This window comes from Lentzea sp. CA-135723 (assembly GCF_050936595.1).
In the GTDB taxonomy this organism is placed as follows: domain Bacteria; phylum Actinomycetota; class Actinomycetes; order Mycobacteriales; family Pseudonocardiaceae; genus Lentzea.
In genome coordinates this window covers 1,757,058-1,781,600 of the sequence record NZ_JBNJMK010000002.1, presented here as the reverse complement: position 1 = coordinate 1,781,600, position 24,543 = coordinate 1,757,058, and the positions used below count along the sequence as shown (strand labels likewise).

At 69.3% G+C, this 24,543-nt stretch carries 25 protein-coding genes; 7 read left to right on the top strand and 18 right to left on the bottom strand.

What is annotated here, in order from left to right; all coding sequences use genetic code 11:
* Positions 1-10: 10 nt before the first annotated feature.
* The 6 genes from ACQEU1_RS44270 to ACQEU1_RS44245 all read right to left on the bottom strand — a co-directional run bounded on the left by ACQEU1_RS44270 (position 11) and on the right by ACQEU1_RS44245 (position 4,884).
* On the bottom strand, positions 11-661 hold the full coding sequence (locus ACQEU1_RS44270) for a hypothetical protein (RefSeq protein WP_433216640.1): 651 nt from the start codon (positions 659-661) through the stop codon (positions 11-13).
* A 42-nt stretch (positions 662-703) separates the two neighbouring features.
* Positions 704-1,750: an MAB_1171c family putative transporter gene (locus ACQEU1_RS44265; RefSeq protein ID WP_433216637.1), complete on the bottom strand. Its 1,047-nt coding sequence runs from the start codon at positions 1,748-1,750 to the stop codon at positions 704-706.
* Positions 1,743-2,213: a hypothetical protein gene (locus ACQEU1_RS44260; RefSeq protein ID WP_433216634.1), complete on the bottom strand. Its 471-nt coding sequence runs from the start codon at positions 2,211-2,213 to the stop codon at positions 1,743-1,745. Before ACQEU1_RS44260 ends, ACQEU1_RS44265 begins: the two co-directional genes overlap by 8 nt.
* Complete coding sequence (locus ACQEU1_RS44255) at positions 2,210-2,635, bottom strand: helix-turn-helix domain-containing protein (RefSeq protein ID WP_382438485.1); 426 nt, start codon at positions 2,633-2,635, stop codon at positions 2,210-2,212. Before ACQEU1_RS44255 ends, ACQEU1_RS44260 begins: the two co-directional genes overlap by 4 nt.
* A gap of 346 nt (positions 2,636-2,981) precedes the next feature.
* Positions 2,982-3,902: a LysR family transcriptional regulator gene (locus tag ACQEU1_RS44250; RefSeq protein WP_433216631.1), complete on the bottom strand. Its 921-nt coding sequence runs from the start codon at positions 3,900-3,902 to the stop codon at positions 2,982-2,984.
* Between the two features lie 4 nt (positions 3,903-3,906).
* On the bottom strand, positions 3,907-4,884 hold the full coding sequence (locus ACQEU1_RS44245; RefSeq protein ID WP_433216628.1) for a 2-dehydropantoate 2-reductase: 978 nt from the start codon (positions 4,882-4,884) through the stop codon (positions 3,907-3,909).
* A 106-nt stretch (positions 4,885-4,990) separates the two neighbouring features.
* Here ACQEU1_RS44245 and ACQEU1_RS44240 point away from each other — a divergent pair, with 106 nt between their 5' ends.
* Both ACQEU1_RS44240 and ACQEU1_RS44235 read left to right on the top strand, forming a co-directional pair.
* Entirely contained in the window at positions 4,991-5,716 is a 726-nt protein-coding gene (locus ACQEU1_RS44240) for a GntR family transcriptional regulator (RefSeq protein ID WP_433216625.1), read from the top strand.
* 281 nt (positions 5,717-5,997) lie between these two features.
* Positions 5,998-6,183, top strand: coding sequence for a hypothetical protein (locus ACQEU1_RS44235; RefSeq protein ID WP_382438481.1), 186 nt, complete (start codon positions 5,998-6,000; stop codon positions 6,181-6,183).
* Here ACQEU1_RS44235 and ACQEU1_RS44230 read toward each other — a convergent pair.
* From ACQEU1_RS44230 to ACQEU1_RS44205, 6 genes are all read right to left on the bottom strand, one after another.
* On the bottom strand, positions 6,174-7,190 hold the full coding sequence (locus tag ACQEU1_RS44230) for a TerC family protein (protein ID WP_433217089.1): 1,017 nt from the start codon (positions 7,188-7,190) through the stop codon (positions 6,174-6,176). The genes ACQEU1_RS44235 and ACQEU1_RS44230 overlap by 10 nt on opposite strands.
* Before the next feature lie 30 nt (positions 7,191-7,220).
* The gene (locus ACQEU1_RS44225) at positions 7,221-7,655 is read right to left on the bottom strand and encodes a hypothetical protein (RefSeq protein ID WP_433216622.1); all 435 of its coding nucleotides are present in this window, start codon (positions 7,653-7,655) and stop codon (positions 7,221-7,223) included.
* Between the two features lies 1 nt (position 7,656).
* A complete protein-coding gene (locus tag ACQEU1_RS44220) occupies positions 7,657-9,063 on the bottom strand; it encodes an Nramp family divalent metal transporter (RefSeq protein WP_433216619.1) in 1,407 nt (468 codons plus the stop codon).
* Positions 9,064-9,303: 240 nt separating this feature from the next.
* A complete protein-coding gene (locus tag ACQEU1_RS44215) occupies positions 9,304-11,451 on the bottom strand; it encodes an acetate--CoA ligase family protein (RefSeq protein ID WP_433216616.1) in 2,148 nt (715 codons plus the stop codon).
* Positions 11,452-11,473: 22 nt separating this feature from the next.
* A complete protein-coding gene (gene frc, locus ACQEU1_RS44210) occupies positions 11,474-12,703 on the bottom strand; it encodes a formyl-CoA transferase (protein ID WP_433216613.1) in 1,230 nt (409 codons plus the stop codon).
* A 10-nt stretch (positions 12,704-12,713) separates the two neighbouring features.
* Positions 12,714-14,411 (bottom strand): thiamine pyrophosphate-binding protein, encoded by a 1,698-nt coding sequence (locus ACQEU1_RS44205; protein WP_433216610.1) that lies wholly within the window; start codon positions 14,409-14,411, stop codon positions 12,714-12,716.
* A 126-nt stretch (positions 14,412-14,537) separates the two neighbouring features.
* Here ACQEU1_RS44205 and sucC point away from each other — a divergent pair, with 126 nt between their 5' ends.
* The 3 genes from sucC (at position 14,538) to ACQEU1_RS44190 (ending at position 17,270) form a co-directional block, all read left to right on the top strand.
* A complete protein-coding gene (gene sucC / locus ACQEU1_RS44200; RefSeq protein WP_433216607.1) occupies positions 14,538-15,638 on the top strand; it encodes an ADP-forming succinate--CoA ligase subunit beta in 1,101 nt (366 codons plus the stop codon).
* Complete coding sequence (gene sucD, locus ACQEU1_RS44195; RefSeq protein WP_433216604.1) at positions 15,638-16,516, top strand: succinate--CoA ligase subunit alpha; 879 nt, start codon at positions 15,638-15,640, stop codon at positions 16,514-16,516. Before sucC ends, sucD begins: the two co-directional genes overlap by 1 nt.
* A gap of 154 nt (positions 16,517-16,670) precedes the next feature.
* Positions 16,671-17,270 carry a DedA family protein gene (locus ACQEU1_RS44190; protein WP_433216601.1) on the top strand — a complete coding sequence of 200 codons (600 nt, stop codon included), beginning with the start codon at positions 16,671-16,673 and terminating at the stop codon, positions 17,268-17,270.
* Here the strand turns inward: ACQEU1_RS44190 and ACQEU1_RS44185 are convergent.
* Positions 17,233-17,952, bottom strand: a complete 720-nt coding sequence (locus ACQEU1_RS44185; protein WP_433216598.1) for an SDR family NAD(P)-dependent oxidoreductase — start codon at positions 17,950-17,952, stop codon at positions 17,233-17,235. The genes ACQEU1_RS44190 and ACQEU1_RS44185 overlap by 38 nt on opposite strands.
* A 110-nt stretch (positions 17,953-18,062) precedes the next feature.
* Here ACQEU1_RS44185 and ACQEU1_RS44180 point away from each other — a divergent pair, with 110 nt between their 5' ends.
* Entirely contained in the window at positions 18,063-18,905 is an 843-nt protein-coding gene (locus ACQEU1_RS44180; protein ID WP_433216595.1) for an alpha/beta fold hydrolase, read from the top strand.
* On the opposite strand, the gene ACQEU1_RS44175 is transcribed toward ACQEU1_RS44180, so the two are convergent.
* From ACQEU1_RS44175 to ACQEU1_RS44160, 4 genes are read right to left on the bottom strand one after another with little or no spacing between them, the layout of a single operon-like run.
* Positions 18,880-19,983: a macrolide family glycosyltransferase gene (locus tag ACQEU1_RS44175; protein ID WP_433216592.1), complete on the bottom strand. Its 1,104-nt coding sequence runs from the start codon at positions 19,981-19,983 to the stop codon at positions 18,880-18,882. The two genes, ACQEU1_RS44180 and ACQEU1_RS44175, sit on opposite strands and share 26 nt — an antisense overlap.
* Positions 19,984-20,015: 32 nt before the next feature.
* The gene (locus ACQEU1_RS44170; RefSeq protein ID WP_433216589.1) at positions 20,016-20,927 is read right to left on the bottom strand and encodes a Gfo/Idh/MocA family protein; all 912 of its coding nucleotides are present in this window, start codon (positions 20,925-20,927) and stop codon (positions 20,016-20,018) included.
* Positions 20,928-20,931: 4 nt separating this feature from the next.
* Positions 20,932-21,999: an ABC transporter permease gene (locus ACQEU1_RS44165; protein ID WP_433216586.1), complete on the bottom strand. Its 1,068-nt coding sequence runs from the start codon at positions 21,997-21,999 to the stop codon at positions 20,932-20,934.
* A 1-nt stretch (position 22,000) separates the two neighbouring features.
* Complete coding sequence (locus ACQEU1_RS44160; RefSeq protein WP_433216583.1) at positions 22,001-22,870, bottom strand: ABC transporter ATP-binding protein; 870 nt, start codon at positions 22,868-22,870, stop codon at positions 22,001-22,003.
* 89 nt (positions 22,871-22,959) lie between these two features.
* Here ACQEU1_RS44160 and ACQEU1_RS44155 point away from each other — a divergent pair, with 89 nt between their 5' ends.
* Positions 22,960-23,433 (top strand): NUDIX hydrolase, encoded by a 474-nt coding sequence (locus ACQEU1_RS44155; protein ID WP_433216580.1) that lies wholly within the window; start codon positions 22,960-22,962, stop codon positions 23,431-23,433.
* Here the strand turns inward: ACQEU1_RS44155 and fdhD are convergent.
* The gene (gene fdhD / locus ACQEU1_RS44150) at positions 23,430-24,269 is read right to left on the bottom strand and encodes a formate dehydrogenase accessory sulfurtransferase FdhD (protein WP_433216577.1); all 840 of its coding nucleotides are present in this window, start codon (positions 24,267-24,269) and stop codon (positions 23,430-23,432) included. The two genes, ACQEU1_RS44155 and fdhD, sit on opposite strands and share 4 nt — an antisense overlap.
* Between the last annotated feature and the right edge of the window lie 274 nt (positions 24,270-24,543).

Genomic DNA, 24,543 nt, shown 5'->3' with positions numbered 1-24,543 from the left:
GGCCGGTGCGTCACGCCTTCGTGAACGACGGAACGAAGGCCGGCAGCACAGATGCGAGCTCGGCCCCGGCCTCCGCCTTGGTCCGACCGAACATGATCACTTCGGAGATGAGCGTGCCGCGACCCAGGTACGCGTAGCAGGCGAACGGCGCCACGGTCTGGTCGAGCGTGGCCTCGCAGTACGCGTAGAAGTCGTCCACGCCCTCCGGCTTGGCGAGCGTCGTGAGCTGCTCGACGCTCCTGGTGCCGGCGCAGGCGGCGAGCCCGGTCTCCACACCCTTCACCAGCACGGCCGCCGGGCGATCGGCCATGGCGTGGACCTGCTGGAAGACCGTCGTCCGCCCCGTCCAGAGCCGGGACCGGGCGACCGAGGCACCGTCGGCGTGGATCTCGCGGCCGCCGCAGATCATGGCCACGGCCTGGCCTTCCGCGCCGATCTCGGCGTCGGTCGCGGGCGTGTTCGTCTTGACCTGGCCGCCGACGGCGGCGAAGGCGTCCGGCGGGGCGATCGCCGCCTTGGCCCGCTCGTTCAGCTCGGCGGGCGTCGGTGCCGCCGTCGTCGTGGTGGTGGTCGCGGCCGGCGGCGCCGCGGCGGGTTCGCCGGCGCACCCGGCGGTCAGCGCGACGACCGCCACGACGGCAGCACAAATCCTCGTGTTCACGTGTTCCCCCAGAATCGCGCCCGCGAACGGGCTCGGAGAAATCTAAGCAGACGCGCCGGCGCGGCGATCACCCAAGCGTGCGAAGGCGTCCGACACCTCGCACAGAAACGCGGTGTCCCCGTCCAGATCTGGTGCCCCCGCACCGGGTTCGACCCTGGCCGGCGGCACCCCGCGCGCGTCGATGGCCGCGGCGACGACCTCCGCCTCGACCTCCGCCGGGCTCGCCGCGAGAGCCCGTGCGGCATCGGCCACGCCGGCGTCGCGGCACGGCTGGAGGTCGAGCAGGCCGTCGCGGATCTCGATCACCCGCCGGTACAGCCGCATCCGCGTGTTCCACCAGCCGACCCGCGGGTTGAGCGCGATCCGCGGGTCCGCGTCGGCCAGCGCCCGCCAGAGCGGGGCGAGCCGGACGTACTGGCGGTGCCGGCGCCGCCAGGCCGCGACGGCAGGCAGAGCGGCGCCGGCGAGCACGACGGCGTGGGCGGCGTTGGGCAGCACCGCGCTCATCCAGAAGCTCCACCCCAGCGGGTAGGAGTACTCGAACCGGCTCGCGCCGACCCGCACGACCCGGTTCACGAGGTACACCAACGCCATCGCCGCGCCCGTCACGATCAGGTGCAGCCCCAGCCGCAGCACGCGGTCGGACGTGGTGCGGGCGTACCGCAGGCCGAGCCGGATCACGTTGCCGAACGCGGGCGTGAGCGTCAGCAGGTACGCCACCCAGTACTCGAGCACCCACGGCGCCTGGGGCAGCAGGCTCGGCGCCAGCGCGAAGAACAGGCACATCACGCCGAACATGCCGGCCGTCCACCACGCGCTCCACCGGCTGCGCCGCAGGCCGTTGAGGTGCGCCAGCAGGTCGTGCGCCGACCACGCCACGAGCACCATGCCCGCGTGCCCGAGCAACCGCGACAACGTCTCCAGCCCGGTCAGGCGTTCCAGCACGTGCTGACCCGCCGGGGTGAGCACGGTGAGCGACACGGCGAGCCCCAGGAACAGGCGGCGGATCGCGTCCTGGCCACCGCGCCAGCTGAACACCAGCAGCCACGCGGCGGCGGGCGGCGCGTACCGCAGCAGCAGCTCACCCATGGAAACCGTCGAACGTGTCCCGGAGGCGGTCGGCCAGCGTGGTGCCCGTGTGCACGCGCTGGCGGATCATCGTGGCGAGCAGCTCCGCCTCCTGCTCCTCGGCCGTGGAGTAGCCCGCGCGGCCGAGCACGCGCCGCACCAGCGCCGGGTCGAGGCTGGGCAGCAGGAGCTCCGCGAGCTCGGTGAGGCTCGCCGACGCCGGGTAGTGGTCGCACAGCACGTGGCTCAGCTCGTGCAGCACGATGTGCTCCTGGTGGAACGGCGCGGTCTCCTCCTCGAAGAAGATCATGTCCGCGTCGTCGGTGGCGATCCACAGCCCGCACACGCCGGTGAGCCCGGCGACGGGCATCAGGTGGATCGGCCTGCCGCGGCGCGCGGCGATGCGGTCCGCGAACGACCTCACGTCGAACGGGACCGGGACGTCCAGACCGCGCAGGAGCCTTCTCAGCCTCCGGGCGCTCACTTCGAGCCGTCCTCCTGGGGCAGGCCTTCGAGCTCCCGCACCCGCTCGACCATCTCGGCGATGGTGGCGAGGCTCTTGTCCGAGAGTCCTCTCGCGCGCAGGGCGAGCCGCCGCACCGGCGCGTCGCGCAACGCGGTGAGCAGCGACAGCTCGGCGTCGATGCGGGCCGCCTCGTCGTCGTCGAAGAAGTACGCGGGCGGCACCCCGAAGAAGCCGGCCAACGCCTCGACGTGCCGCTTCGTGGGGTTGTCGCGCACGCCCTTGCGCAGCTGCCACAGGTAGGTGGCGGAGATCGTGGGGCCACCCTTGGCCCTGATCGCCTCGGCGACCTCCTCGAAGGTGTACTCGCCGCCGTCGTCCGCCCGCACCGTGCGGAACAGGTGGTCGACCCGCGACGCGAGCACGCCTTCGTCTTCTGACATGCGGGCATCCTACCGATCAGCTCATGAACTCCCGTGGCACGAAAGAGTGCCTTCTCCCGCACACCAGTTGACAGCGGCTGGACATCTCAGTTTACTGCGGCGGGCTGCCTCATGAACTGAGACAAATGGAGGGGGATTCCACGATGGGAAGGATGCTTGCCGCCGTCAGCACGGCGGCAGAGCCGGCGCCGTCCGGCCGGGGCTGCACACCTCGCGGCCGGGAAAACCGAGGGAACGCCCGCGTGACGCCGTGGGGACACCGCGAGGTGACCGTCGGCTGAGACCCGGGGGAAGGGGGGACGGGGACCGGTGGGTGACGCTCCGGTCCCCGTTTTTTCCACCACCGTCACAGGTCCCGGCGGTCGAGGTGCTTGTGCAGCATGCGGTCCAGCTCCCCGCGCACGTCCAGGCCGCGGGTCAGCCCGAGCATCGCCCGCGCCAGCATCGACACAGGTTCCTGGTCCCCCACGACGAGCCCGATCCGCGGCACGCGCTGGGGATCCTCGATGCGCACCACCCGCATCCCCTCCGGCGTGCCGAACATCTGCAACCACGCGTGCGCGATCACGCTCGACCACTTGCGCGTCGCCACGTGCGCCCACAACGTCGCCACGGTGTCCGCCTCGATCACCGGCACGGGCTGCACGCCGTTGTCGGCGAACACCCCGTCCAAGATCCGGCGATTGCGCATCTTGGACGTCAGCAGGCACAGCGGCAGCGCGGCCACGTCCGCCCACCGCGCCACCGGGCGTTCGGCGATCTCCTCGTCGGCGGGCGTCAGCAGGACGTACCGCTCTTCGTACAACGGCATGGCCCGCACCGAACTGTCCACGTAGGTCATGCCGAGGTCGAGCTCGAACTCCTCGAGCCCCCGCGCGATCTCCTGCGAGGACAACGACTCCAGCGTCACGCGGACGTGGGGGTAGCGCTCGCAGAACGGGGTCGTCAGCAGCGGCGCGGTCGGAAGCGCTGTCGGGATCGCCCCGATCCGGAGGATTCCCGACAGCGACTCCCTCATGCGGGACAGGTCCTGCCGCAGCGCGTCGCGGTCGGCGAGCATGCGGTGCGCCCACAGCAGGACCCGTTCCCCCTCCGGCGTCAGCGACTCGAACCGGCGGCCGCGGGACACGATCGGCACCCCGAGCTCGCGTTCGAGCTTGCTGATCGCCGCCGACAACGACGGCTGGGACACGTGACAGGCCGCGGCGGCACGCGCGAAGTGGCGTTCGCGGGCCAGGGCGACCAGGTACTCCAGCTGTCGCAGCAACAACTCAGGACACCAGCGACGTGCGGGAGAGCAGGTCGATCGCCGCGTAGACGTGCCGCAGCGTCGGTGCCGGCACGCGGGTGAGCTCGGCGATCTCCACCACCGCAGCGATGATCGCGTCGTGCTCCAGCCGCTTGCCCGCCTCCAGGTCCTGCAGCATCGACGTCTTGTGGTGCCCGACCCTGCGGGCGCCGTCGATGCGCTTGTCGATGGAGATCTGCGGGTCGCAGCCCGCGGCACGGGCGATGGTCAGCGTCTCCGCCATCATCTGGGCCACCAGGTCGCGGCTGTCGTCGTGGTCGCAGATCTCCACCATCGTCGCCCTGGTCAACGCGCTCAACGGGTTGAACGCGACGTTGCCCATGAGCTTGATCCAGATGTCCTCGCGGACGTCCTTCTCCACCGGGCACTTCAGCCCGCCCGCGACCATCGCCTCGCTCAGCGCGACGCACCGCGGGGAGATGCTGCGGTCCGGCTCGCCGATCGAGAACCGGGTGCCCTCCAGGTGCCGGATCACGCCTGGCTCCTCGATCTCCGTCGAGCAGTAGACGACGCAGCCGATCGCCCGTTCCATCGGCAGCACGGCGGTGACGGACCCGCCGGGGTCCACGGCCTCGATCCGGTGCCCCTCCAAGGGATGTCCGGTCATGCCGTGGAAGTACCACCACGGAATCCCGTTCTGCGCCGCGATCACGGCGGTGTCCTGCCCCATCAGCGGGGCCAGCAGATCGCCTGACGACGCGTAGGAGTACGCCTTCAGACCGAGGAAGACGTAGTCGACCTCCCCCACCTCGGCGGGATCGTCGGTCGCATGTGGACGCGCGGTGAAATCACCGCGCGGGCTCAGCACCCGCACGCCGTGCTCGCGCATTGCGGCGAGATGGGCTCCTCGCGCGATCAGGTGGACCTCCACGCCGGCCCGGTGCAACGCCGCACCGACGTAGGCACCGATCGCCCCGGCTCCGAGAACAGCGATCTTCATAGCACGCCCCGCTCTGCCACACGGCAAGATTGCATACAGTATACGTACGACACCCGCATTGTTCCAGAAGTGCTTTTTGCATACGAAAAGCTGTAGGCTGTCCGACATGACCTCTTCGCCCAGTGGCCGCCGGGCACCGCGCGGCTCGCTCAGCGCCGCGGCGACCCGCAGGGTCGAACGGCCCGCACCGCTGCGACAAGCCGTCTACGACGCCTTGCTGGAACTCATCGTCAACCGCACCCTCGCCCCCGGTCAGCACCTGGTCGAGGCGGAGCTCGCCGAGTACCTGGGCGTGAGCAGGCAACCGGTGCGTGAGGCCCTGCAGCGCCTGCAGACCGACGGCTGGGTCGACCTCCGGCCCGCTCAGGGCGCGTTCGTCCACACCCCGACCGAGGAAGAAGCCGACCAGCTGCTCGCCGTGCGCAGCGTGCTGGAGACGTACTCGGCGAAGCTCGCCGCCGAACACGCCACCGCCGCCGACGTGAAGCTCCTCAGGAAGCTGCAGAAGGCGGGCGAGGAGGCCCTGGTGGCCGCGAACGTCGAGCGCCTGGTCAAGGCGAACGCCGACCTGCACGCGGCCGTCGCGGCGATCGGCCGCAACAAGGTCCTGTCCGAGATGATCGGGCTGGTCGACCGCCGGGTGCGCTGGTACTACACCCCGATCGCCCGCCCGCGCAGCCGTGACTCCTGGAACGAGCACGCCGAGCTGGTCGCGGCCATCGCCGAGGGCGACGCGGAACGGGCCGGCGAGGTCATGCACAACCACGCGGAGCAGACCCGCCAGACGTACCACGACCGCAAGATGTCCGAAAGTTCCACGGACAGCGACTGATCGATCACTCTCGGATCACCCAAATCGGTCATTTGGTACCGTACGGGTGATCCGCGACACGATGGCAGACGATTGCATACAAAACGCAGTATGCTGAATCGCGTCAGGGGCGGGGTCAACGGAGACCCGCAAGAGGTTTCCCGCCGGGTATCCACGCAATGGGCATCCGGTGGAACAGACCCCGGCCGCACCCCTGCTCCTCCCGTGCCGCAGCGCCCACCGGGCAACTGCCTGGTCAGGTTCTGCGCGCCCTGGGGGCCACCATCGTCAGGAGGAAGACCATGTCCCGCTTCAAGAACTTCGCGCGTTCGCTCACGGAGCCCCGCAACGGCGCTTCCGCGGACGGCCGCGCGCTGGGCCTCGGACTGTCCACCGCGCTGACGGAGCAGCGCAAGGACGCCGAGGCCCAGGCGGCTGTGGCCAAGACGCTCCGCAAGGACGCCGAAGGCCACACGATTCACGGCTGAGAGTCCTTCACGGGAGCGTCTTCCTCGCTCCTGCGCGCACTCTCGGCATCCTCCACGGCGGACTGGGCTGCCCGCCGCGAGGTGTGCAGGCTCCACACCGTCGTGATCACGAGCGTCACGACGATGACCCCGAGCGACACCACGATCGGGATCTCCGGAGCCCACGAGACGCCGTGGTGGTGCATCGCCTCGAAGATGAGCTTGAACCCGATGAACGCGAGCACCACCGCGAGGCCCTTGCTCAGGTGCACCAGGCGATCCAGGAGACCGCCCACCAGGAAGAAGAGCTGGCGCAGGCCCATCAACGCGAACGCGTTGGCGGTCAGCACCAGGTACGGCTCCTTGGTGAGCCCGAAGATCGCCGGGATGGAGTCCACCGCGAACAACAGGTCGGTCGTGCCCACCGCGACCATGACGATCAGCATCGGTGTCACGACGCGCTTCCCGTCGATGCGCGTCGTCAACGCCGCACCGTGGTAGACCGTCGTGGCCGGCAGGAACTTCTTCACCGCGCGCAACGCGGCGTTCTCCTTGACGTCGGCCTCCTCGGCCTCGTCCTGCTTCAACAGCTTCCACGCGGTGAAGATGAGGAACGCGCCGAAGAAGTAGAACAGCCAGTCGAACCGTGCGATCGCCTGTGCTCCGGCGGCGATGAACACGGCGCGCAGCAACAACGCCAGGATGATGCCGACGATCAGCACCTTCTGGCGGTACTCACGTGGCACCGCGAACCGGGCCATGATGATGACGAACACGAACAGGTTGTCGACGCTCAGCGAGTACTCGGTGATCCAGCCGGCGAAGAACTCGCCACCGTGGCCGGGCCCGGCGAACACCGTGACGCCGAGTCCGAAGACGATGGCCAGGCCGACGTAGAAGAGCACCCAGTAGAGGGACTCGCGGAACGACGGCTCGTGCGGTTTGCGGACTACGAGGTAGAAGTCGAACGCGATGATGGCGGCGATACCGCCCATCGTCGCGATCCACACCCAGACAGGAAGATCCAACATCCGTGGCTCCTTCGGCGGAAGGGAAGGTCAGCGGGAGGCGGTGGCCCGTGCACGCAGCCGCATGGCGATGCGTTCGTGCAGCCACAGGAAACCGATGGCCCAGCCGAAGCTCACGATCCCTTGGTAGGCGAGGAAACCGGCCAGATCGGCGGGCAGGCGGACCTGCCCGGTGAGCACGAGGCTCACGGTCGTCTCGTGGATCAGTCTGGCCAGTGGGAACGCCACGAGCCAGTACAGCGCCACGGGAGCGAACCGCCCGGCCGGCAGCCGGCCCGACGCCGTCAGCAGGCCGAACCCGCCACCGAACGCGCCCAGCGGCAGGCCGAGCGCCACCATCGTCACGAGAGCCCACCCGAGCGGCTGGCCGACGAGCGCGGCCAGCCCTCCCGCGATGAGCCCGGCGGCCAGCCCGACGAACGCGCCGGGGACCGCTTCCTTCAGAAACCCTTCGCGGATCTGCATCTCAGCCCACCACCACACCGAACTTGATGAGGCTGAAGAACAGCATGCCCAGGTAGAACAACGCTCCGAAGCCGATGATGATGTTCGTGACCAGCTTGGGGCGAATGGGTTTGGGCAACATCCGGTTGTTCACCAGCAGGAGCACCACGCAGTAGGCGCCCATGGCGAACGTCGACAGGAACGCGAGCACGTCGAGGATCGCGCCCGGCCCGTCGGCGGGTCCGAACAGCAGGATCAGGATGCCGAAGGTGATGACACCCCAGAGGAACCCCGCGTAGAGGTGCGACATGCGGAACTTCTTCGCGCCCTTCACGAAGTGGTACGTCATGTCCGCCTGGCCGCGGGAGAACGAGTCGAACAGGCCGAGCGTGGCGTTCAGGCCGATCAACGCGATGAAGCCGAGGAACACCCCGCCGAGCACCGGTCCACCGGCGGAGGCGAACGCGTCCGACATCGCGTTCAACGCCGCTTCGCGTTCACCGGACTCGATCAGCGCCTTGACGTCCGGGGACGTCCGCGACGCCGACTGCGCGAGAACCGTGAACGAGACCGTGACGAGCATCGTGATGCCCCAGAAGAGGAGCAGCGCGTCGAACGTGACCCAGCGCCGCCAGCCCTTCCACTTGGCGAGCTCGTCCTTGTCCTCGGTGTCGAACATGAAGCCCCGGCTGGGCATCTGCTCCTCTTCGCCCGCGTGCCGCAGCCCGCGGAGCTTGGGGATGTGCGCGCCCATGCCCGCGCCGCTGTCGCGCAGGTGCAGCGTGTACCACATCTGCTGCATGCCGGACGGGCCGGCGAACGCGATCGAGCCGACGATGATCGGGAACCACTCCGGCGACATGGCCTGCGCCGGGAAGAACCCGAACTGGAACATGCCGCTGATCGTGCTGGTCAGGTCGCCCCAGGTGCCGACCATCGCCGCCACCACGGCCGTGCTGACGACCAGCAGTCCGATGAGGATGGACAGCAGGTTCTCCAGCAGGTTGTAGATGACCTTGGCGAGGCTGAACAGCACCCCGACCAGGATCAGTCCCACGCACGCCGAGACCGTCCACGGTATGCCGGTGATCTTTTCCAGCGCCGCCGCACCGGCCGAGAGGTGACCCGGCCAGATGTAGACGAGTATCGCGACCACGAAGAAGAACCACATGATCGGTTTGAACACGCGTGCGGCGCCGAAGAAGATGCTCTCCCCCGTCGCCATCGCGTACCGCGCCATCTCGAGCATGACGACGGCCTGCAGCGTCACGCCGACCAGGAAGAGCCACCTGATGTCCGGTCCGAAGACCAGCACCAGTCGTGGCCACATGTAGGACTCGCCCATGCCCACGCCAAGAGCCACCAGGAACACCGTGGGACCGAGCAGGTGGATCGACGGTGGTGCGTCGGGGAGTTTCCTGATGGGCATCGCTTCCAGCTTGCCCGCGGCCCAGGTGCGCTCCTTCGCAGGAGGCGAACTGGTTTCCGTGCGGGCTGCCAGATTTGGATCATCCACGGTTAACAACCTCCAGAGGACCGGCTGTCTTCGTTGACCTCCCTGGCGGGTTCGCGACCGCGGGCGTGTCGCGGTCGCGGACGGGCCATCCCTTCCTTGCAGGTCGTGGGCGGTTTCCTTGCCAGAGCAGAGAAACCACCCACGACCGACTAACTACAGCAAGCCGGCAGCACGAGCCCAGCGGTACTTGGCACCCAGTACTGCGACAGGCTTCTCCGTTGTGTACGGATACGCAACCACTCCGTTCCGGTACAGGTACTCGCTGGCCTCCTCGACCTGCACGTCCCCCGCGAGCGAGGCGACGACGGGCTTGTGGATGCCGTTCGCCCGGTACTCCTCCACGACGTCGACCACGAGCTTCGCGAACACCATCGGCGGCGTGACGATGGTGTGCCAGTAGCCCAGGATCAACGAGTGGATCCGCTCGTCGGCGAGACCGAGCGCGATCGTGTTCCGGTACGTCGAGGGCGGTTCCCCGCCGGTGATGTCGACGGGGTTGCCCGCCGCGCCGAAGGGCGGGATGAACTCCCGGAACGCCGCGTCCAGGTCGTCCGGGATGCTCATCAGGCTGAGACCGTTGTCCACGCAGGCGTCCGAGAGCAGCACGCCCGAGCCGCCCGCGCCGGTGATGATGACGACGTTCTCGCCCTTCGGCGTCGCGAGCAGCGGGATGCCGCGCGCGTACTCCAGCAGGTCGTTCAGGCCGGGTGCGCGGATCACGCCGCTCTGCCGCAGGATGTCGTCGTAGACCCGGTCGTTGCCGGCGAGCGCGCCGGTGTGCGAGCTCGCGGCCTTGGCGCCCTGGTCGGTCCGGCCGGCCTTGAGCACGACGACCGGTTTCTTTTCCGAGACGCGTTTCGCCGTTTCCGCGAAGGAACGACCGTCCTTGAGGTCTTCCAGGTGCATCGCGACGAGCTGGGTGTTCGGGTCCGACTCGAAGAACGTCAGCAGGTCGTCCTCGTCGATGTCGGCCTTGTTGCCGACGCCCACGATGGACGAGACGCCCATGCCCGCGGACCGGCTGAACCCGAGGATCGCCATGCCGATTCCGCCGCTCTGCGACGTGAGGGCGACGCCGCCCTTGACGTCGTACGGCGTGCAGAACGTCGCTGAGAGGTTCTCCGGCGTGTAGTAGTAGCCGTAGATGTTCGGTCCGAGGATGCGGACGCCGTGCCTGCGCGCGATCTCCACGATCTCGTTCTGCAGCTGGACGTTCCCGGTCTCGCCGAAGCCGGACGGGATCATGATCGCGCCGCCGACGCCCTTCTTGCCGACCTCTTCGAGGGCGGCGGGCACGAACTTGGCCGGGATGGCGAACACCGCGACGTCGACGTCCCCCGGCACGTCGGCGATGCTCGCGAACGCCTTGATGTCGAGGATCTCGTCCGCCTTGGGGTTGATCGGGTAGATCGTGCCCCCGTAGCCGCCGTTGACGAGGTTCTTCATCACCGAGTTGCCGATCTTGCCCTCTTCGTTCGAGGCACCGATCACGGCGATCGCGGACGGCTTCATGATCCGGTTCATCGAGGCGAGGATCTCGTCCTGGGTGAACCGGACCGGCTCCTTGGCTGCGTCCTCGTCCACCAGGATGCGGACGTCGACGGCGGTGGCACCCGCCGGCGTCGCCAGCACCGGGTTGAGGTCGACCTCCGCGAGCTGCGGGAAGTCGGTCACCAGGTCCGACACGCGGTGGATGAGGTCGGCGAGCTTGCCCGCGTCCACCCCCTCGGCGCCGCGGACGCCCTTGAGGATCTCGGCGGCCGCGATGCCGTTCACCATGGAGAGCGCTTCCTCGGCGCTGGTGGGCGCCAGCCGGAACGTGACGTCCTTCAGCACCTCCACGAGGATGCCGCCGAGGCCGAACGCGACGATCTTGCCGAACGTCTCGTCGGTGGTGGCGCCCACGATGACCTCGTGGACCTCGTTGCCGGTCGGGAGCTGCTGCTGGACCTGGACGCCGGTGATGTCGGCGTCCGCCTTGTAGTTCCTGGCGTTGTGGATGATCGTGCGGTAGCCCTCGGCGACCTCGGCCGCGTTCTTGAGGCCCACCAGCACGCCGCCGGCCTCGGTCTTGTGCAGGATGTCCGGTGAGACGATCTTCAGCACGACCGGGTAGCCGATCTCCTCGGCGAACGCGACGGCGCCCTCCGACGACTTCGCCAGCGCCTCGGCCGGGGTCGCGATCCCGTAGGCGTCGCACACCCGCTTGCCCTCCGGTGCGGTGAGGGAGCTGCGTCCCTCGGCCCGCACCTTCGCGAGTACGTTCTCGACCGCGGCGCGGTCGTAGCCGTTGTCCGGCATGAGAGTTCTTCTCCCTCGAGGATTAGATGACGCCGGCGGCGCGCAGGCCCGCCACGCGGTCCGCGCTGTAGCCGAGTGCTCCGAGAACCTCGTCGTTGTGCTCACCGAGCAGCGGCGGACGCTGAATCTCGACCGAGTTGTCCGAGAGCTTGAGCGGGTTGCCGACCGTCTTGAACGTGCCGCGCTCGGGGTGCTCGACCTCGACCACGGTGCCCAGCTCGGCGAGCGTCTCGTCCTCGATGATCTCCCTGGTGGACAGGATGGGTCCGCACGGGATGTTGTGGGCGTTGAGCTTGTCCATCACCTCCCACTTGGTGTGCTTCTCCGTCCACTCCTCGATCAGCGCGAACGCCTTGTCCAGCTTGGACAGCCGCACCTCCGGCGTGGCCCAGGCCGGGTCGTCGGCGAGCTCGGGTCTGCCGATCAGCTCGGTCAGCGGGGCCCAGCCGACGGGCTGGATGATCACGTAGATGTAGTCGTTGGGGCCGCCGGGGGCACAGCGCACCGCCCAGCCGGGCTGGCCACCACCGGATGCGTTGCCGGAGCGGGGCACCTCGTCCCCGAACTGCTCGTTCGGGTACTCCCCCAGCGGCCCGTGGGTGAGCCGCTGCTGGTCGCGCAGCTTCACCCGGCACAGGTTGAGGACGGCGTCCTGCATGGCCACCTGGACGCGCTGGCCGCGTCCCGTGTTCGTCCTCTGGTACAGCGCGGCCAGGATTCCGGCCACCAGGTGGATTCCCGTGCCCGAGTCGCCGATCTGCGCGCCCGTGGCGAGCGGCGGACCGTCCTCGAACCCGGTGGTGCTCATCGAGCCGCCCATGGCCTGCGCGATCACCTCGTACGCCTTGAAGTCGGCGTAGCGGCCGGGCCCGAAGCCCTTGATCGACGCGTAGACGAGCTTCTCGTTGATCTCCTGGAGCTTCTCCCACGGGTAGCCGAACCGCTCGACGACGCCGGGGCCGAAGTTCTCGACGAGGACGTCGACGTCTCCGATGAGCTTCTCGAAGACCTCCTTGCCCTCGGAAGACTTCATGTTGAGCGTGATGCTCCGCTTGTTGCAGTTGAGCATCGTGAAGTAGAGACTGTCCACTTCGGGCAGATCGCGGAGCTGCCCCCGGGTGATGTCACCCTTGCCGGGAGTCTCCAGCTTGATGACGTCCGCGCCCAGCCAGGCGAGCAGCTGGGTCGAGGACGGTCCGGACTGAACGTGCGTCATGTCGAGGACTTTGACGCCCTCCAGGGCCTTGGCCATCTCAGCTCACCTACTTGTACATCGTCTGGTTCATGGTTCCGGGCGCGTACACGTCGGGGTCGATCCACACGTTGATCAGCGAGGGCTTGCCGGACTCGCGGGCGCGCCGCAACGCCGGCCCGATGTCCTTGGGGTCGCGCACCTCCTCGCCGTAGCCGCCGAGCATCTTGGCGAACTGGTCGTACTTGACGTCGCCGAGCGTGTTGCCGACGCGCTCGCGCTCCAGCCCGTACTTGGCCGCCTGGCCGTAGCGGATCTGGTTCATCGACGAGTTGTTGCCGACGATGCCGACGAACGGCAGGTCGTAGCGGACCAGCGTCTCGAAGTCCCAGCCGGTGAGGCTGAACGCGCCGTCACCGAACAGGGCCACGACCTCCTTGTCCGGCCTGGCCAGTTTCGCGGCCAGCACGAACGGGACGCCGACGCCGAGCGTCCCGAGTGGACCGGGGTCCATCCAGTGGCCTGGCGACTTCGGCTGGATCACCTGGCCGGAGAAGGTGACGATGTCGCCGCCGTCGCCGATGTAGATCGAGTCCTCGGTGAGGAAGTCGTTGATCTCGCTCACCAGGCGGTACGGGTGGATCGGCGTGTCGTCGGAGAGCAGGTGCTCTGCCCGCTTCTGCCGCGCCTTCTCCTCGACGGCCTGGAGCTCCTCCAGCCACACCTTGCGGCCCATCGCGCCGTTGTCCTCGCGGCCGGAGGCGGCCTGCGTGACGGCGGACAGGACCAGGTCGGCGTCACCGACGACGCCGAGGTCGACGTCGCGGTTCTTGCCGACGGTGCGGTAGTCGAGGTCGATCTGGACGACCGTCGCGTTCGCGGAAAGCCTGCGGCCGTACCCCATCCGGAAGTCGAACGGGGTGCCGACGATCACGATGACGTCGGCGTTGTCGAAGGCGTAGCGGCGCGACAGCTGGAAGTGGTGCGGGTCGCCGGGCGGGAGGGTGCCGCGACCCGCGCCGTTCATGTAGGCGGGGATGTTGAGCGTGCGCACGAGCTCGATGGCCGAGTCCGTGGCGCGCGTCGTCCACACCTGGCTGCCCAGCAGGATCGCGGGCTTGCGGGCGTTCACCAGCAGGTCGGCGAGCTTCTCGACGTCCGCCGGGTCGCCGAGGCTGCGCGTGGACGCGCGGTAGTGGCCCGCCTCCGGTACCCGCGCCTGGGAGACGGGCACCTTGGCGTCCAGGACGTCGCGCGGGATCTCCAGGAACGACGGCCCCGGCGCGCCCGCGTTGGCCTCGCGGAACGCCATCGACACCATGTCCGCGATGCGGGCGGTGTGCGGGACGTTCGCCGCGAACTTGGTGATCGGCGTCATCATGTCGACGTGCGGGAGGTCCTGCAGTGAGCCCATCTTGTGCTGGCTCAGCGCGCCCTGGCCGCCGATCAGCAGCATCGGGCTCTCCGCGCGGAAGGCGTTGGCGACGCCCGTGACGGCGTCGGTGGTGCCCGGCCCCGCGGTGACGACGGCACAACCGGGCTTGCCGGTGATGCGGGCGTAGCCGTCGGCCGCGTGCGCCGCGACCTGTTCGTGCCGGACGTCGATGACGGCGATGCCCTCGTCCACGCAGCCGTCGTAGATGTCGATGATGTGCCCGCCGCACAGCGTGAAGATGGTGTCGACGCCCTCAGCTTTGAGTGCCTTCGCCACCAGGTGGCCACCAGAGATGGACTCAGGAATCGACTCCGGCTCCGCGGAACTCGTCATCGGCGATCAGCTCCCCTTGGCGCTTCGACTGTAGATTGCATACCGTATGAGGTAGGCATATCGTTACTCCGCTACCAACCGGATGTCCATAGATGGCCGCAAGTTTTCGGCGAGAGGACGTAGACGGTGGATCTTTTCGAACACGAGGCGCGGGACCTCTTCGAGCGGTACGGGGTGCCCGTTCCGCGTGGTCTCGTGGCGGACACTCCTGAATCCGCGCGCGAGGCCGCTTCCCGCCTGGGCGGCACGGTCGTCGTGAAGGCCCAGGTGAAGACAGGCGGCCGCGGCAAGGCCGGCGGCATCAAGCTCGCTTCGACGCCCGACGAAGCTTTCGCCGCGGCCACGGCCATCCTGGGGATGGACATCAAGGGCCACACGGTGCACAAGGTTCTGGTCACCGAGGCGAGCGAGATCGCCGAGGAGTACTACCTGTCGTTCCTGCTCGACCGTGCCAACAGGACGTTCATCGGGATGGCATCGGCCACGGGCGGCATGGAGATCGAGGAGATGACGGACTCCATCACCCGGATGCCGGCTTCGTCCTTCGACGCAGCTGGAGTGTTCCCCCCGGAAATTGCTTCACAGATCAACGAGGTCGCTTCCGCGTTGTGGAAGGTCTTCGTCTCCGAAGACGCGACCCTGGTCGAGGTGAACCCGTTGGCACGCACGAAAGACGGGCGAATCGTCGCGTTGGACGGAAAGGTGACGCTGGACGACAACGCGTCGTTCCGGCACTCTCGAACCTCGGACGACGTGCACGGTGACCCGCTGGAGGTGCGGGCCGCCGAGAAGGGCCTGAACTACGTCAAGCTCGACGGCACCGTCGGTGTCATCGGCAACGGCGCGGGCCTCGTCATGTCCACATTGGACGTCGTGGCGCTGGCGGGAGCCGCGCCCGCGAACTTCCTCGACATCGGCGGCGGCGCGTCGGCCCAGGTGATGGCGGACGGCCTCGACGTGATCCTCTCGGACCCGTCGGTCCGCAGCGTGTTCGTGAACGTGTTCGGCGGCATCACCGCGTGCGACGCGGTGGCCAACGGAATCGTGCAGGCCCTGGGGATTCTGGGCGAGAAGGCCGACAAGCCGCTGGTCGTGCGGCTCGACGGCAACAACGCTGAGGCGGGCCACCGCATCCTCGACGAGGCACGACACCCGCTGATCACCGTGGCGCACACGATGGACGACGCGGCAGGCCGTGCCGCCGCCCTCGCTGGTAAGGAGTCCTGATGGCGATCTTCCTCGACGAGCACAGCCGTGTGATCGTCCAAGGCATGACGGGCTCGGAGGGTGCGAAGCACACCCGCCGGATGCTCGCGGCCGGCACGCAGGTGGTCGGCGGTGTGAACGCCCGCAAGGCCGGGACGTCCGTCGACTTCGACGACGTGACGCTGCCGGTGTTCGGCACGGTGGCGGAGGCGATGGAGGCCACCGGCGCGAACGTGTCGGTGCTCTTCGTGCCGCCCGCGTTCACCGGTGACGCGGTGATCGAGGCGGTGGACGCGGGGATCGGGCTCGCCGTGGTGATCACCGAGGGCGTCCCGGTGCACGACACGGCCCGGTTCTGGGCGCACGCCCAGGGCAAGTCCACGCGGATCATCGGCCCGAACTGTCCCGGGATCATCAGCCCCGGCAAGGCGAACGCCGGGATCATCCCGTCCGACATCACCAAGCCCGGGTCGATCGGCCTGGTGTCGAAGTCGGGCACGCTGACGTACCAGCTGATGCACGAGCTGAAGGACTTCGGCTTCACCACGTGCGTCGGCATCGGCGGCGACCCGATCGTGGGCACCACGCACATCGACGCGATCGCGGCGTTCGAGGCCGACCCGGAGACCGAGCTGATCGTGATGATCGGCGAGATCGGCGGGGACGCGGAGGAGCGCGCGGCGGAGTTCGTGCGGGACAACGTGACCAAGCCGGTCGTCGGGTACGTCGCCGGGTTCACCGCGCCCGAGGGCAAGACGATGGGGCACGCGGGTGCGATCGTCTCGGGCTCGTCGGGGACGGCGGAGGCCAAGAAGCTGGCGATGGAGGCGGTGGGGATCAAGGTCGGCAAGACGCCGTCCGAGACCGCGGCGCTCGCCCGCGCGATCCTGACCAGCTGAGACCGCGCCGGCTCTGGCCGGTTGAGCAGACGGGCCGGCTCGGGTCTTGGGGCCCGAGGCCCGAGCCACCCCGTTCCCAGCCGAACGACCACCACACCACCGAGACGGCCCCGTCTCGTGGCCGATCGCGCCCGGTTGGAGGAAGATCGCGGGTGTGCTGACCGAGTGGCTCCACGCCGTGCCGCCGTTGCTGGTCTACGTGGTCGTAGGCCTGGTGGTCGGGGTCGAGAGCATGGGAATCCCGCTGCCGGGCGAGGTCGTGCTCGTCGCGGCCGCGCTGATGGCGTCGCACCACGACGGCGTCTCACCGCTGTGGGTCGGCGTCGCGGCGTCGGCGGGGGCGATCATCGGCGACAGCATCGGGTACGCGCTGGGCAAGCGGTTCGGCGCGCGGATCTTCGGCTGGGCGGGTGAGAAGTTCCCCAGCCACTTCAGCGCGGACAAGGTCGGGAGAGCCCAGGCGCTGTTCCAGCGGTACGGCGCCTGGGCTGTCTTCTTCGGCCGGTTCGTCGCGTTGCTGCGGATCCTGTCGGGTCCGCTCGCGGCCACCATGGGCATGCACTACGGGAAGTTCCTGCTGGCCAACGCAGCGGGCGGCGTTGCGTGGGCCGGCGGCACGACGGCGGCGGTCTACTTCGTCGGAGAGGCCGCCGAGCACTACCTCGCGGAGTTCTCGTGGGTCGCGCTGCTGGTCGTGCTGCTCGCGGTCATCGGGTTCAGCGTCCGAGCCCGGCTCCGCCGTTCACGCCGATGACCTGGGCGGTGATGTGCCCTGCCTCCGGTGTGGTCAGGAACGTGATGGCCGCGGCGACGTCGGCGGGGGTGCCCGCGCGGCCGTTCGCCGGGTTGCCGACGAGCTTCTTGCGCCGTTCCTCCGACAGCGTGCCGCCGAAGAACTCGGTGTCCTCGACCACGCCGGGCGACACCACGTTGACCGTGATGCCTCGTGCCCCCAGGGCGAACGCGAGGTCCGCCGTCCACGCCTCGACCGCGGACTTGGCCGCGCCGTACGCACCCGAACCACGCCGTCCGGCGATCGACCCGAGCGTCACCACGCGGGCGTTGTCCGCGAGGCGCGGCTCCAGCGCGGTCGTCACGAGGACGGCGCTGACCACGTTGGACTCGTAGTTCGCGAGCCACAGGTTCTTCACGTCGGTCAGGTTCCGCGGAGCAGGCAGGCGCCGGGTCATGTTGCCGCCCGCGTTGTTCACCAGGACATCCACAGTGGACGGCAGGTCGCTCAGCGCCGCCTCCACCGAGTCCGGGTCCGCAGCGTCGAACACGACCGCCCGCGCGCCGATCTCCTCCGCCGCCGCCTTCAGGACGTCCTCCCGGCGTCCCGTGATCACCACGTCGAGGCCCTGCTCGACGAGCCGGGCCGCCACTGCCTTGCCGATGCCCGTGCCGCCGCCGGTCACCACTGCTGTACGCGTCATGCGCTCTTTCTTAACAGTGGAATACACGCAGGTCGATCGGCTTGTCAGCCCAGCGCGGTTCACGTCTGTGACTAGGCTGCTCACACCCGACTCCGCTGGGGAGAATCACAATGGAAACCCGCACACTTGACACAGACGACGCGATCATCACGTACGACGTGAGCGGCTCCGGTGGCCGTCCACTCATGATGATCGGCCAGCCGATGGACGCGAGCGGCTTCACCGCGCTGCGCGCCCAGTTCCCCGACCGCACGGTCATCACCTACGACCCGCGCGGCCTCGGCCGCAGCACCCGTTCGGACGGTCTCACCGAGAACACCCCGCAGATCCAGGCGGGCGACGTGCACGCGGTCATCGAGGCCGTGGGCGGCCCGGTCGACCTGTTCGCGTCCAGCGGCGGCGCGGTCACGGCGCTCGAACTCGTCGCGGCGCACCCGAACGACGTCGTCACGCTCGTCGCGCACGAACCGCCGTTGATCAACGTGCTGCCCGACGCGGACGCCGCGCGCAAGGCCCGTGACGGGTTCATGGACGCGTACCAGGCCAAGGGCTGGGGCGCGGGCATGGCGGCGTTCATGCAGATGAGCTCGTACCAGGGCGAGTACACCGACGAGTACTTCGCGTTGCCGCTGCCCGATCCCGCGCAGTTCGGCATGCCGGCGGAGGACGACGGCAAGCGCGACGACCCGTTGCTCGGGACTGCCTCGCTCGCCATCACCGACTACCACCCGCGCGTCGACGACCTGGCCGCCTCGCCCACGCGGATCGTGATCGCCGTCGGTGAGGAGACCGGCGACGCGTTCACCGCGCGCACGGCCGTCCACACGGCACGGCTGCTCGGCCAGGAGGCCGTCGTGTTCCCCAGCCACCACGGCGGGTTCATCGGCGGCGAGTACGGCTACGCGGGCAAGCCGGAGGAGTTCGCGGTCAAGCTCCGCGAGGTGTTCGGCTGAGAACGACGTCGGCGGCCCGTTCAGCGCCGCCGCTGCCGTGCACGGCGGCACGCATCCGGTCGAGACTGCGCCGGATCGTGCCGCTCGCCGCGACCCGGTCGACGGCCGCGCGCAGGCCGGCGTGGTCGTCGACCCGTTCGCCCAGGCCCAGTTCGACGACGCGGTCGGCGTTCGCGGCCTGTTCCGGCGTCTGCGGCACGACGACCAGTGGCACTCCCGCATGCAGCGCCTCCATGGTGGAGTTCATGCCGCCGTGGCTGATGAACGCGCTGGCGTGCTTCAGCACCGCCGGCTGCGGGAACCACGGCCGCACGTCGACGTGCTCGGTCCCCTCGACGTCCCGAGCGGTCATCGCCACCTGCCAGGCGCCGTCGCCGAACTGGTCGAGACACGCCCGGTAGAAGTCCGCGTCGCTCATCACCGAGCCGAGCGAGACGAACAGCAACGGCAGGTCGGCGTGGTGCGGCCGCCAGTTCTCGGCGGCCCGGTCCCCCAGCACCGGCCCGACGAAGTGGAACGAGTCGTCGAACGTCTCCTCGTACGGCTGGAACTCGCGCGGCACGAACACGATGCTGCACGCCTCGGGCGCCTCGATCGTGCTCGGGATGTCGAGGTCGACGTCGTATTCAGCCACGAAGCGCGCGAGGTCGTCGGCAATATGTTGCGCGACGCTCGCGTCCATGAGGCTGTAATGCGCGTTGGATGCAGTGTGCGGCACCGTGCGTACAGCCTGTATACCGAGTGCGTGCGCGATCAGCCTCGCTGGCCAGTTGGTGGAGTCGTAGCAGATCAGGCCGGGTTTCGTGGCGACGCAGTGGTCGAGCAGGACCGGGTAGGTCGCGGCCATCGCCCGGAAGTAGTGCGGAAACCACTCGTCGATCGGGTTGGCCGTGACGGGCCGGAAGTCGGGCAGCGCGGGGAGTTCCACCCACCGCGCGCCCGCTCCGGTCACCGCCTCGGCGTGCTCGGCGCCGGTCGCGTACTCGACGTCGGCACCCCTTGCGACCAGCTCCGCGACGACCGCGAGGGTCGGCGTGACGTGGCCATGGCCTGCAAGCGTGACGAACAGGATCCCCATTGCCCTGATCCTGCCGAACGCGCGCAAGCGAATTACCGCAGGAACGCCTCGATCACCTCGGCGACCCGCAGGCCGCTCGCGAAGTCCGCCAGGTCACGCGGGTGCTCGCCCCTCATCGCCTGGGCGAAGAGCGTGAGCCGCGCGTAGTCGGAACCGGTCTGCTCCAGCGGCACCGGCTCCCACGGGCCGCCGTCCGAAGTGGACAGCAACGCCCACTGGCCGAGGCGCAGCGACCGTTCGGTGCCCCACGCGGTCCACTCGTAGATCTCGGGCCCGGCCAGCCCGGAGAACGCCGACACGTGCACCGGCACGCCGCTCCCCCGCAGCACACCCCGCGCGGCGACCTCGGCCGCACCGGGACCGGGGAAGTCCGACGACACCGACTCGACGGTGAGCGGCCCGAGCATCCGATCCGTGAGGTAGACGAAGTGCGACAGCACCTCGCGCACGAACCCGCCCTGCTCGGACCGGGACAGCCAGGTGGCCTCGGCCTGGAACGCGCGCGGCCACACCGGGAACTGCAGCCGGATCTCGACACCCCGCAGCGTGCCCAGGTCGGGCAACCGGCGTTCGATCTCGACCGTCGCGACCATGTCCGACAGCGCGAAGTTCACCGCGTTCGGCCGTCCCTCGGCCGCGGCCGCCATCGCGCGGGCCTCGTCCAGGTCGACCGCCAGGGGCTTCTCGCAGAACACCGCCTTGCCCGCGGCGAACGCCTTCAGCACCAGCCCGGCGTGCGAGGCGGGCGGCGTCGAGACGTACACGGCGTCCACTTCGGACAGGACGTCGTCGAGGTTCGTGACGACGGGGACGTCGAGCGCCTTGGGTGCGACGTCGACGCCCGCGACCACGGTGTACTCGGGATGTGCCTGCGCCGCCGTCAGCATCCGGGTGCCCATGGCTCCCAGGCCGACGACGGCGAGGCGAATCGGGTCAGCGATCATGCGCCTATTCTGCCGGTGCCCACGCCTTCGACAGCTTCACCCGCGCGCCGGTCTGCAGCAGCGAGCCGGTGTAGAGGCGGGACGCGACCAGCAGCATCACCACGACGGTGCCGGCGAGGACGACGAGCGACAGCAGCGCCTCCCAGGCCTGCGCCTGCTGGGAGAACAGCCGCACGGGCATCGCGACACCGGCCGTGAACGGCACGAACGACATCACCTTGAGCACGGTCGGGTTCTCGTAGAAGAACTGCACGCCGAAGTACGGGCCCATCACCGCGATCATCACGAGGCCCATGGTCGAGCCGAGGTCCTCCTGACGGCTGACCAGCGCGCCCGCGACCGCCCACATCGACGAGATCAGCACGAACCCGAACATGAGGAACGGCACGAACCAGCCCAGCGCGGGCGCCACCACCCCCAGCAGAGTGCCGAGATCGGCCACCCGCAACGCGATCGGCGCCACCAGGGCCAGCACCACGACCTGGCCGAGCGTCAGGATCGTGTGCCCGAGGATCTTGCCGGCGAGCAGCGCCCTGACCGGCACCGTCGACACGAGGATCTCCACGATCCGCGTCTGCTTCTCGGTCACGGTGCTCTGCGCGATCGCCGCGCCGCCCATGCCGAACATGAGGAACACCAGCCCGAACACGATCACCGTGACCGACCGCTGGGCCGAGGTCACCGCGGACGGGTCGAGCAGCTCCACCGGGGGCGACTCGACGAGCTGGCGGATCACGTCGTTGGGCGGGTCGTTGAGCGCGAGGACCTTGATGCCGGCGCCGTCCGGCACGATCGCGGCCTCGACGTCGTCGGACCTGACCAGGCCGGCCGCCTCCTCGACGGTGGAGACCTCCCTGACGTCGAGCGCCTTGCCCTGCACCGCCTGCGCGGCCGAGCCGACCGCCGCGACCTTGGGGTCGTCCCCGCCGAAGACGGTCGGCAGCACGGTGAGCGCGAACAACGCGACGATGGTGAAGGCGAAGCCGATCCAGAACCCCTTGGTGGTGACCAGGGTCTTCATCTCGCGTTCGGCGACGAGCCACGTCGCCTGACCGAAGGAGGCGCGTGCCATGTCAGATCACTTCCTTGAAGATCTCGTCGAGCGTCGGCACGACCGGTGTGAACGCGCGCACCTCGCCCCGGTCGAGTGCGGCCCGCAGGACCTGCTGGGGTTCCCCGTCGAAGACCGCGCGCGGCCCGTCGAGCTCGATGATCCGCACGCCGGGCACGTCCCGCACCCAGCCCGCGTCCTGCTCGACGACGATCTCGTAGCGGCTGCCCGCGTGCCGGGCGCGCAGGTCCTCCCGCGACCCGTTGGCGACGATCCGTCCCTTTGAGATGATCACGACGTCGTCGCAGAGCCGTTCCACGATCGCCAGCTGGTGGCTCGAGAACAGCACCGGGACGCCGGCGGCGGCGCGCTTGCGCAGCACGTCCAGCACGGTCTCGACGGCGATCGGGTCGAGGCCGGAGAACGGCTCGTCAAGGATCAGCACGGCGGGGTCGTGCACCAGCGCCGCCGCGATCTGCACGCGCTGCTGGTTGCCGAGCGACAGCTCCTCCAGCCGGTCGTTCGCCCGGCCGGTCAGCTCCAGGTCCTCCAGGAGCGCGTCGGTGTTGCGCTGCGCGGTCTCGCGGTCCACGCCGTGCAACCGCGCGAGCCACGTGATCTGCTCGCGCACCTTCATCTTCGGATAGAGGCCGCGTTCCTCCGGCATGTAGCCGAAGTCGGGCCTGCTCTGCGCGTCGAGCTCCTGGCCGTTCCAGCTCACCGCGCCCCCGTGCGCGGCGAGCACCCCCAGCACGATGCGCATCGTGGTCGTCTTGCCCGACCCGTTGGCTCCCAGGAAGCCCGTCATCCGGCCGGGCCGGACGTCGAAGCTCACCTCGTCCAGCACTTTGTGATCGCCGAAGCTCCGGCTGATCCCCCTGACGGTCAACATGGGCAGAACGGTAGATCGCGGACACCAAGATCGCGTCCGCCGCGCGGCATCATCCTCGCGGAGGACCCCTTCCGGGCTAACGTGCGCGCATGACGACCTTCCGGCTGGCCGCCTACGCGGTGAGCATCCAGAACGACCGCGTGCTGCTCGTCCGGTGCACCTCGGCGTTCGACGACGGCCACTGGTCGCTGCCCGGTGGCGCCGTGGAGCACGCCGAGGACCCGTTCGACGCGGTCGTGCGCGAGGTGCTGGAGGAGACGGGCTGCACCGGCGTCGTCGAACGGCTGCTCGGCGTGGACTCGCGGGTCATCCCCGCGGCGGAGCGGCACCTGCCGGAGAAGGGCGTGCACCAGAACATCGGCGTCTTCTACCAGGTGCGCGTCACCGGGGAGCCGCGGCCGGAGCCGAACGGGTCGACCACCGATCCTGTGTGGACACCGCTCGCGGACGTGCCGTCGTTGCGCCGGGCGGCCCTGGTCGACGTCGGTCTCGCGCTGGCGGCGGGGAGGCCGCCGACCGGGCATGTCGCTGCGGTCCCGGTCGGCGGCCTGGTCATCCACTAGCGGGCGCCGGCCGCGACCCCCAGCCGGTGGCCGCCGGTGTAGACGTTCATCGAGGAGCCGCGCAGGAAGCCGACCAGCGTCACACCCATCTCCTCGGCGAGGTCGGCGGCGAGCGACGACGGCGCGGACACCGCGGTGAGCACGGGGATTCCGGCCATGACGGCCTTCTGCACGAGCTCGAACGACGCCCTGCCGCTGACCATCAGCACGGTGCTCGTCAGCGGCAGGCGGCCGTTGCGGGTGGCCCAGCCGACGACCTTGTCGACGGCGTTGTGCCGGCCGACGTCTTCTCGGAGGCACAGCAGGTTGCCGTGCTCGTCGAACAGGCCTGCCGCGTGCAGGCCGCCGGTGCGGTCGAAGACCCGTTGCGCGGCGCGGAGTTTCGCCGGGAACTCGGTGATCAGCTTCGGGTCGAGGCGGATGGGGTCGTTCGCCACCTGCCAGGTCGCGACGGTGCGCACCGCGTCGAGGCTCGCCTTGCCGCACAGGCCGCACGACGAGGTGGTGTAGAAGTTGCGTTCGATGCTCGGGTCCGGTGGCGCGACGCCCTCGCCGAGGCCGACGTCGAGGACGTTGTAGGTGTTGCTCCCATCGGCCGTGGCGCCCGCGCAGTAGCGGATCGCCGCGATGTCGGACGGCGCCCGCACCACGCCCTCGCTGACCAGGAAGCCCGCCGCCAGGTCGAAGTCGTCACCCGGCGTGCGCATGGTCACGGCGAGGGACCTTCCCCGCACGCGGATCTCCAGCGGTTCCTCGACCGCCAGCGTGTCCGGTCGCGCGGTGGCCGCGTCGTCCACCAGCCGCACCACACGCCGCCTGCTCGTCACCCGTCCCACGGCTCACCTCCCTGCAGATCGCGACGCACTCGTCGAGCAAGCGCCGCAACACCTCGTCCCCGGACAACGCCCTGACCGCCTTGGCCACCACCCAGTTGCGCGGCCACCACCTCGGGACGGCGATCCCGGCTCTCCTCGTGCAGTGCGCGACCAGCAGGTCCGCTGATGCTCTGCGCGTGCCGATCACCCTGGTGGCGAAGGGAAGGAGCTTCCGCCGTCCCTCCTCAGTGGACTGGTCGTTCACGCACCGGGCCACGCACGCCAGCACCGGGTG

Excerpts from the sequence above, each read along its gene's own strand:
- ACQEU1_RS44265 (WP_433216637.1), bottom strand. The coding sequence starts at position 1,750 with ATGGGTGAGCTGCTGCTGCGGTACGCGCCGCCCGCCGCCGCGTGGCTG.
- ACQEU1_RS44255 (WP_382438485.1), bottom strand. The coding sequence starts at position 2,635 with ATGTCAGAAGACGAAGGCGTGCTCGCGTCGCGGGTCGACCACCTGTTC.
- ACQEU1_RS44245 (WP_433216628.1), bottom strand. The coding sequence starts at position 4,884 with ATGAAGATCGCTGTTCTCGGAGCCGGGGCGATCGGTGCCTACGTCGGT.
- ACQEU1_RS44240 (WP_433216625.1), top strand. The coding sequence starts at position 4,991 with ATGACCTCTTCGCCCAGTGGCCGCCGGGCACCGCGCGGCTCGCTCAGC.
- ACQEU1_RS44235 (WP_382438481.1), top strand. The coding sequence starts at position 5,998 with ATGTCCCGCTTCAAGAACTTCGCGCGTTCGCTCACGGAGCCCCGCAAC.
- ACQEU1_RS44225 (WP_433216622.1), bottom strand. The coding sequence starts at position 7,655 with ATGCAGATCCGCGAAGGGTTTCTGAAGGAAGCGGTCCCCGGCGCGTTC.
- ACQEU1_RS44220 (WP_433216619.1), bottom strand. The coding sequence starts at position 9,063 with ATGCCCATCAGGAAACTCCCCGACGCACCACCGTCGATCCACCTGCTC.
- ACQEU1_RS44215 (WP_433216616.1), bottom strand. The coding sequence starts at position 11,451 with ATGCCGGACAACGGCTACGACCGCGCCGCGGTCGAGAACGTACTCGCG.
- frc (WP_433216613.1), bottom strand. The coding sequence starts at position 12,703 with ATGGCCAAGGCCCTGGAGGGCGTCAAAGTCCTCGACATGACGCACGTT.
- ACQEU1_RS44205 (WP_433216610.1), bottom strand. The coding sequence starts at position 14,411 with ATGACGAGTTCCGCGGAGCCGGAGTCGATTCCTGAGTCCATCTCTGGT.
- sucD (WP_433216604.1), top strand. The coding sequence starts at position 15,638 with ATGGCGATCTTCCTCGACGAGCACAGCCGTGTGATCGTCCAAGGCATG.
- ACQEU1_RS44185 (WP_433216598.1), bottom strand. The coding sequence starts at position 17,952 with ATGACGCGTACAGCAGTGGTGACCGGCGGCGGCACGGGCATCGGCAAG.
- ACQEU1_RS44180 (WP_433216595.1), top strand. The coding sequence starts at position 18,063 with ATGGAAACCCGCACACTTGACACAGACGACGCGATCATCACGTACGAC.
- ACQEU1_RS44175 (WP_433216592.1), bottom strand. The coding sequence starts at position 19,983 with ATGGGGATCCTGTTCGTCACGCTTGCAGGCCATGGCCACGTCACGCCG.
- ACQEU1_RS44170 (WP_433216589.1), bottom strand. The coding sequence starts at position 20,927 with ATGATCGCTGACCCGATTCGCCTCGCCGTCGTCGGCCTGGGAGCCATG.
- ACQEU1_RS44165 (WP_433216586.1), bottom strand. The coding sequence starts at position 21,999 with ATGGCACGCGCCTCCTTCGGTCAGGCGACGTGGCTCGTCGCCGAACGC.
- ACQEU1_RS44160 (WP_433216583.1), bottom strand. The coding sequence starts at position 22,870 with ATGTTGACCGTCAGGGGGATCAGCCGGAGCTTCGGCGATCACAAAGTG.
- ACQEU1_RS44155 (WP_433216580.1), top strand. The coding sequence starts at position 22,960 with ATGACGACCTTCCGGCTGGCCGCCTACGCGGTGAGCATCCAGAACGAC.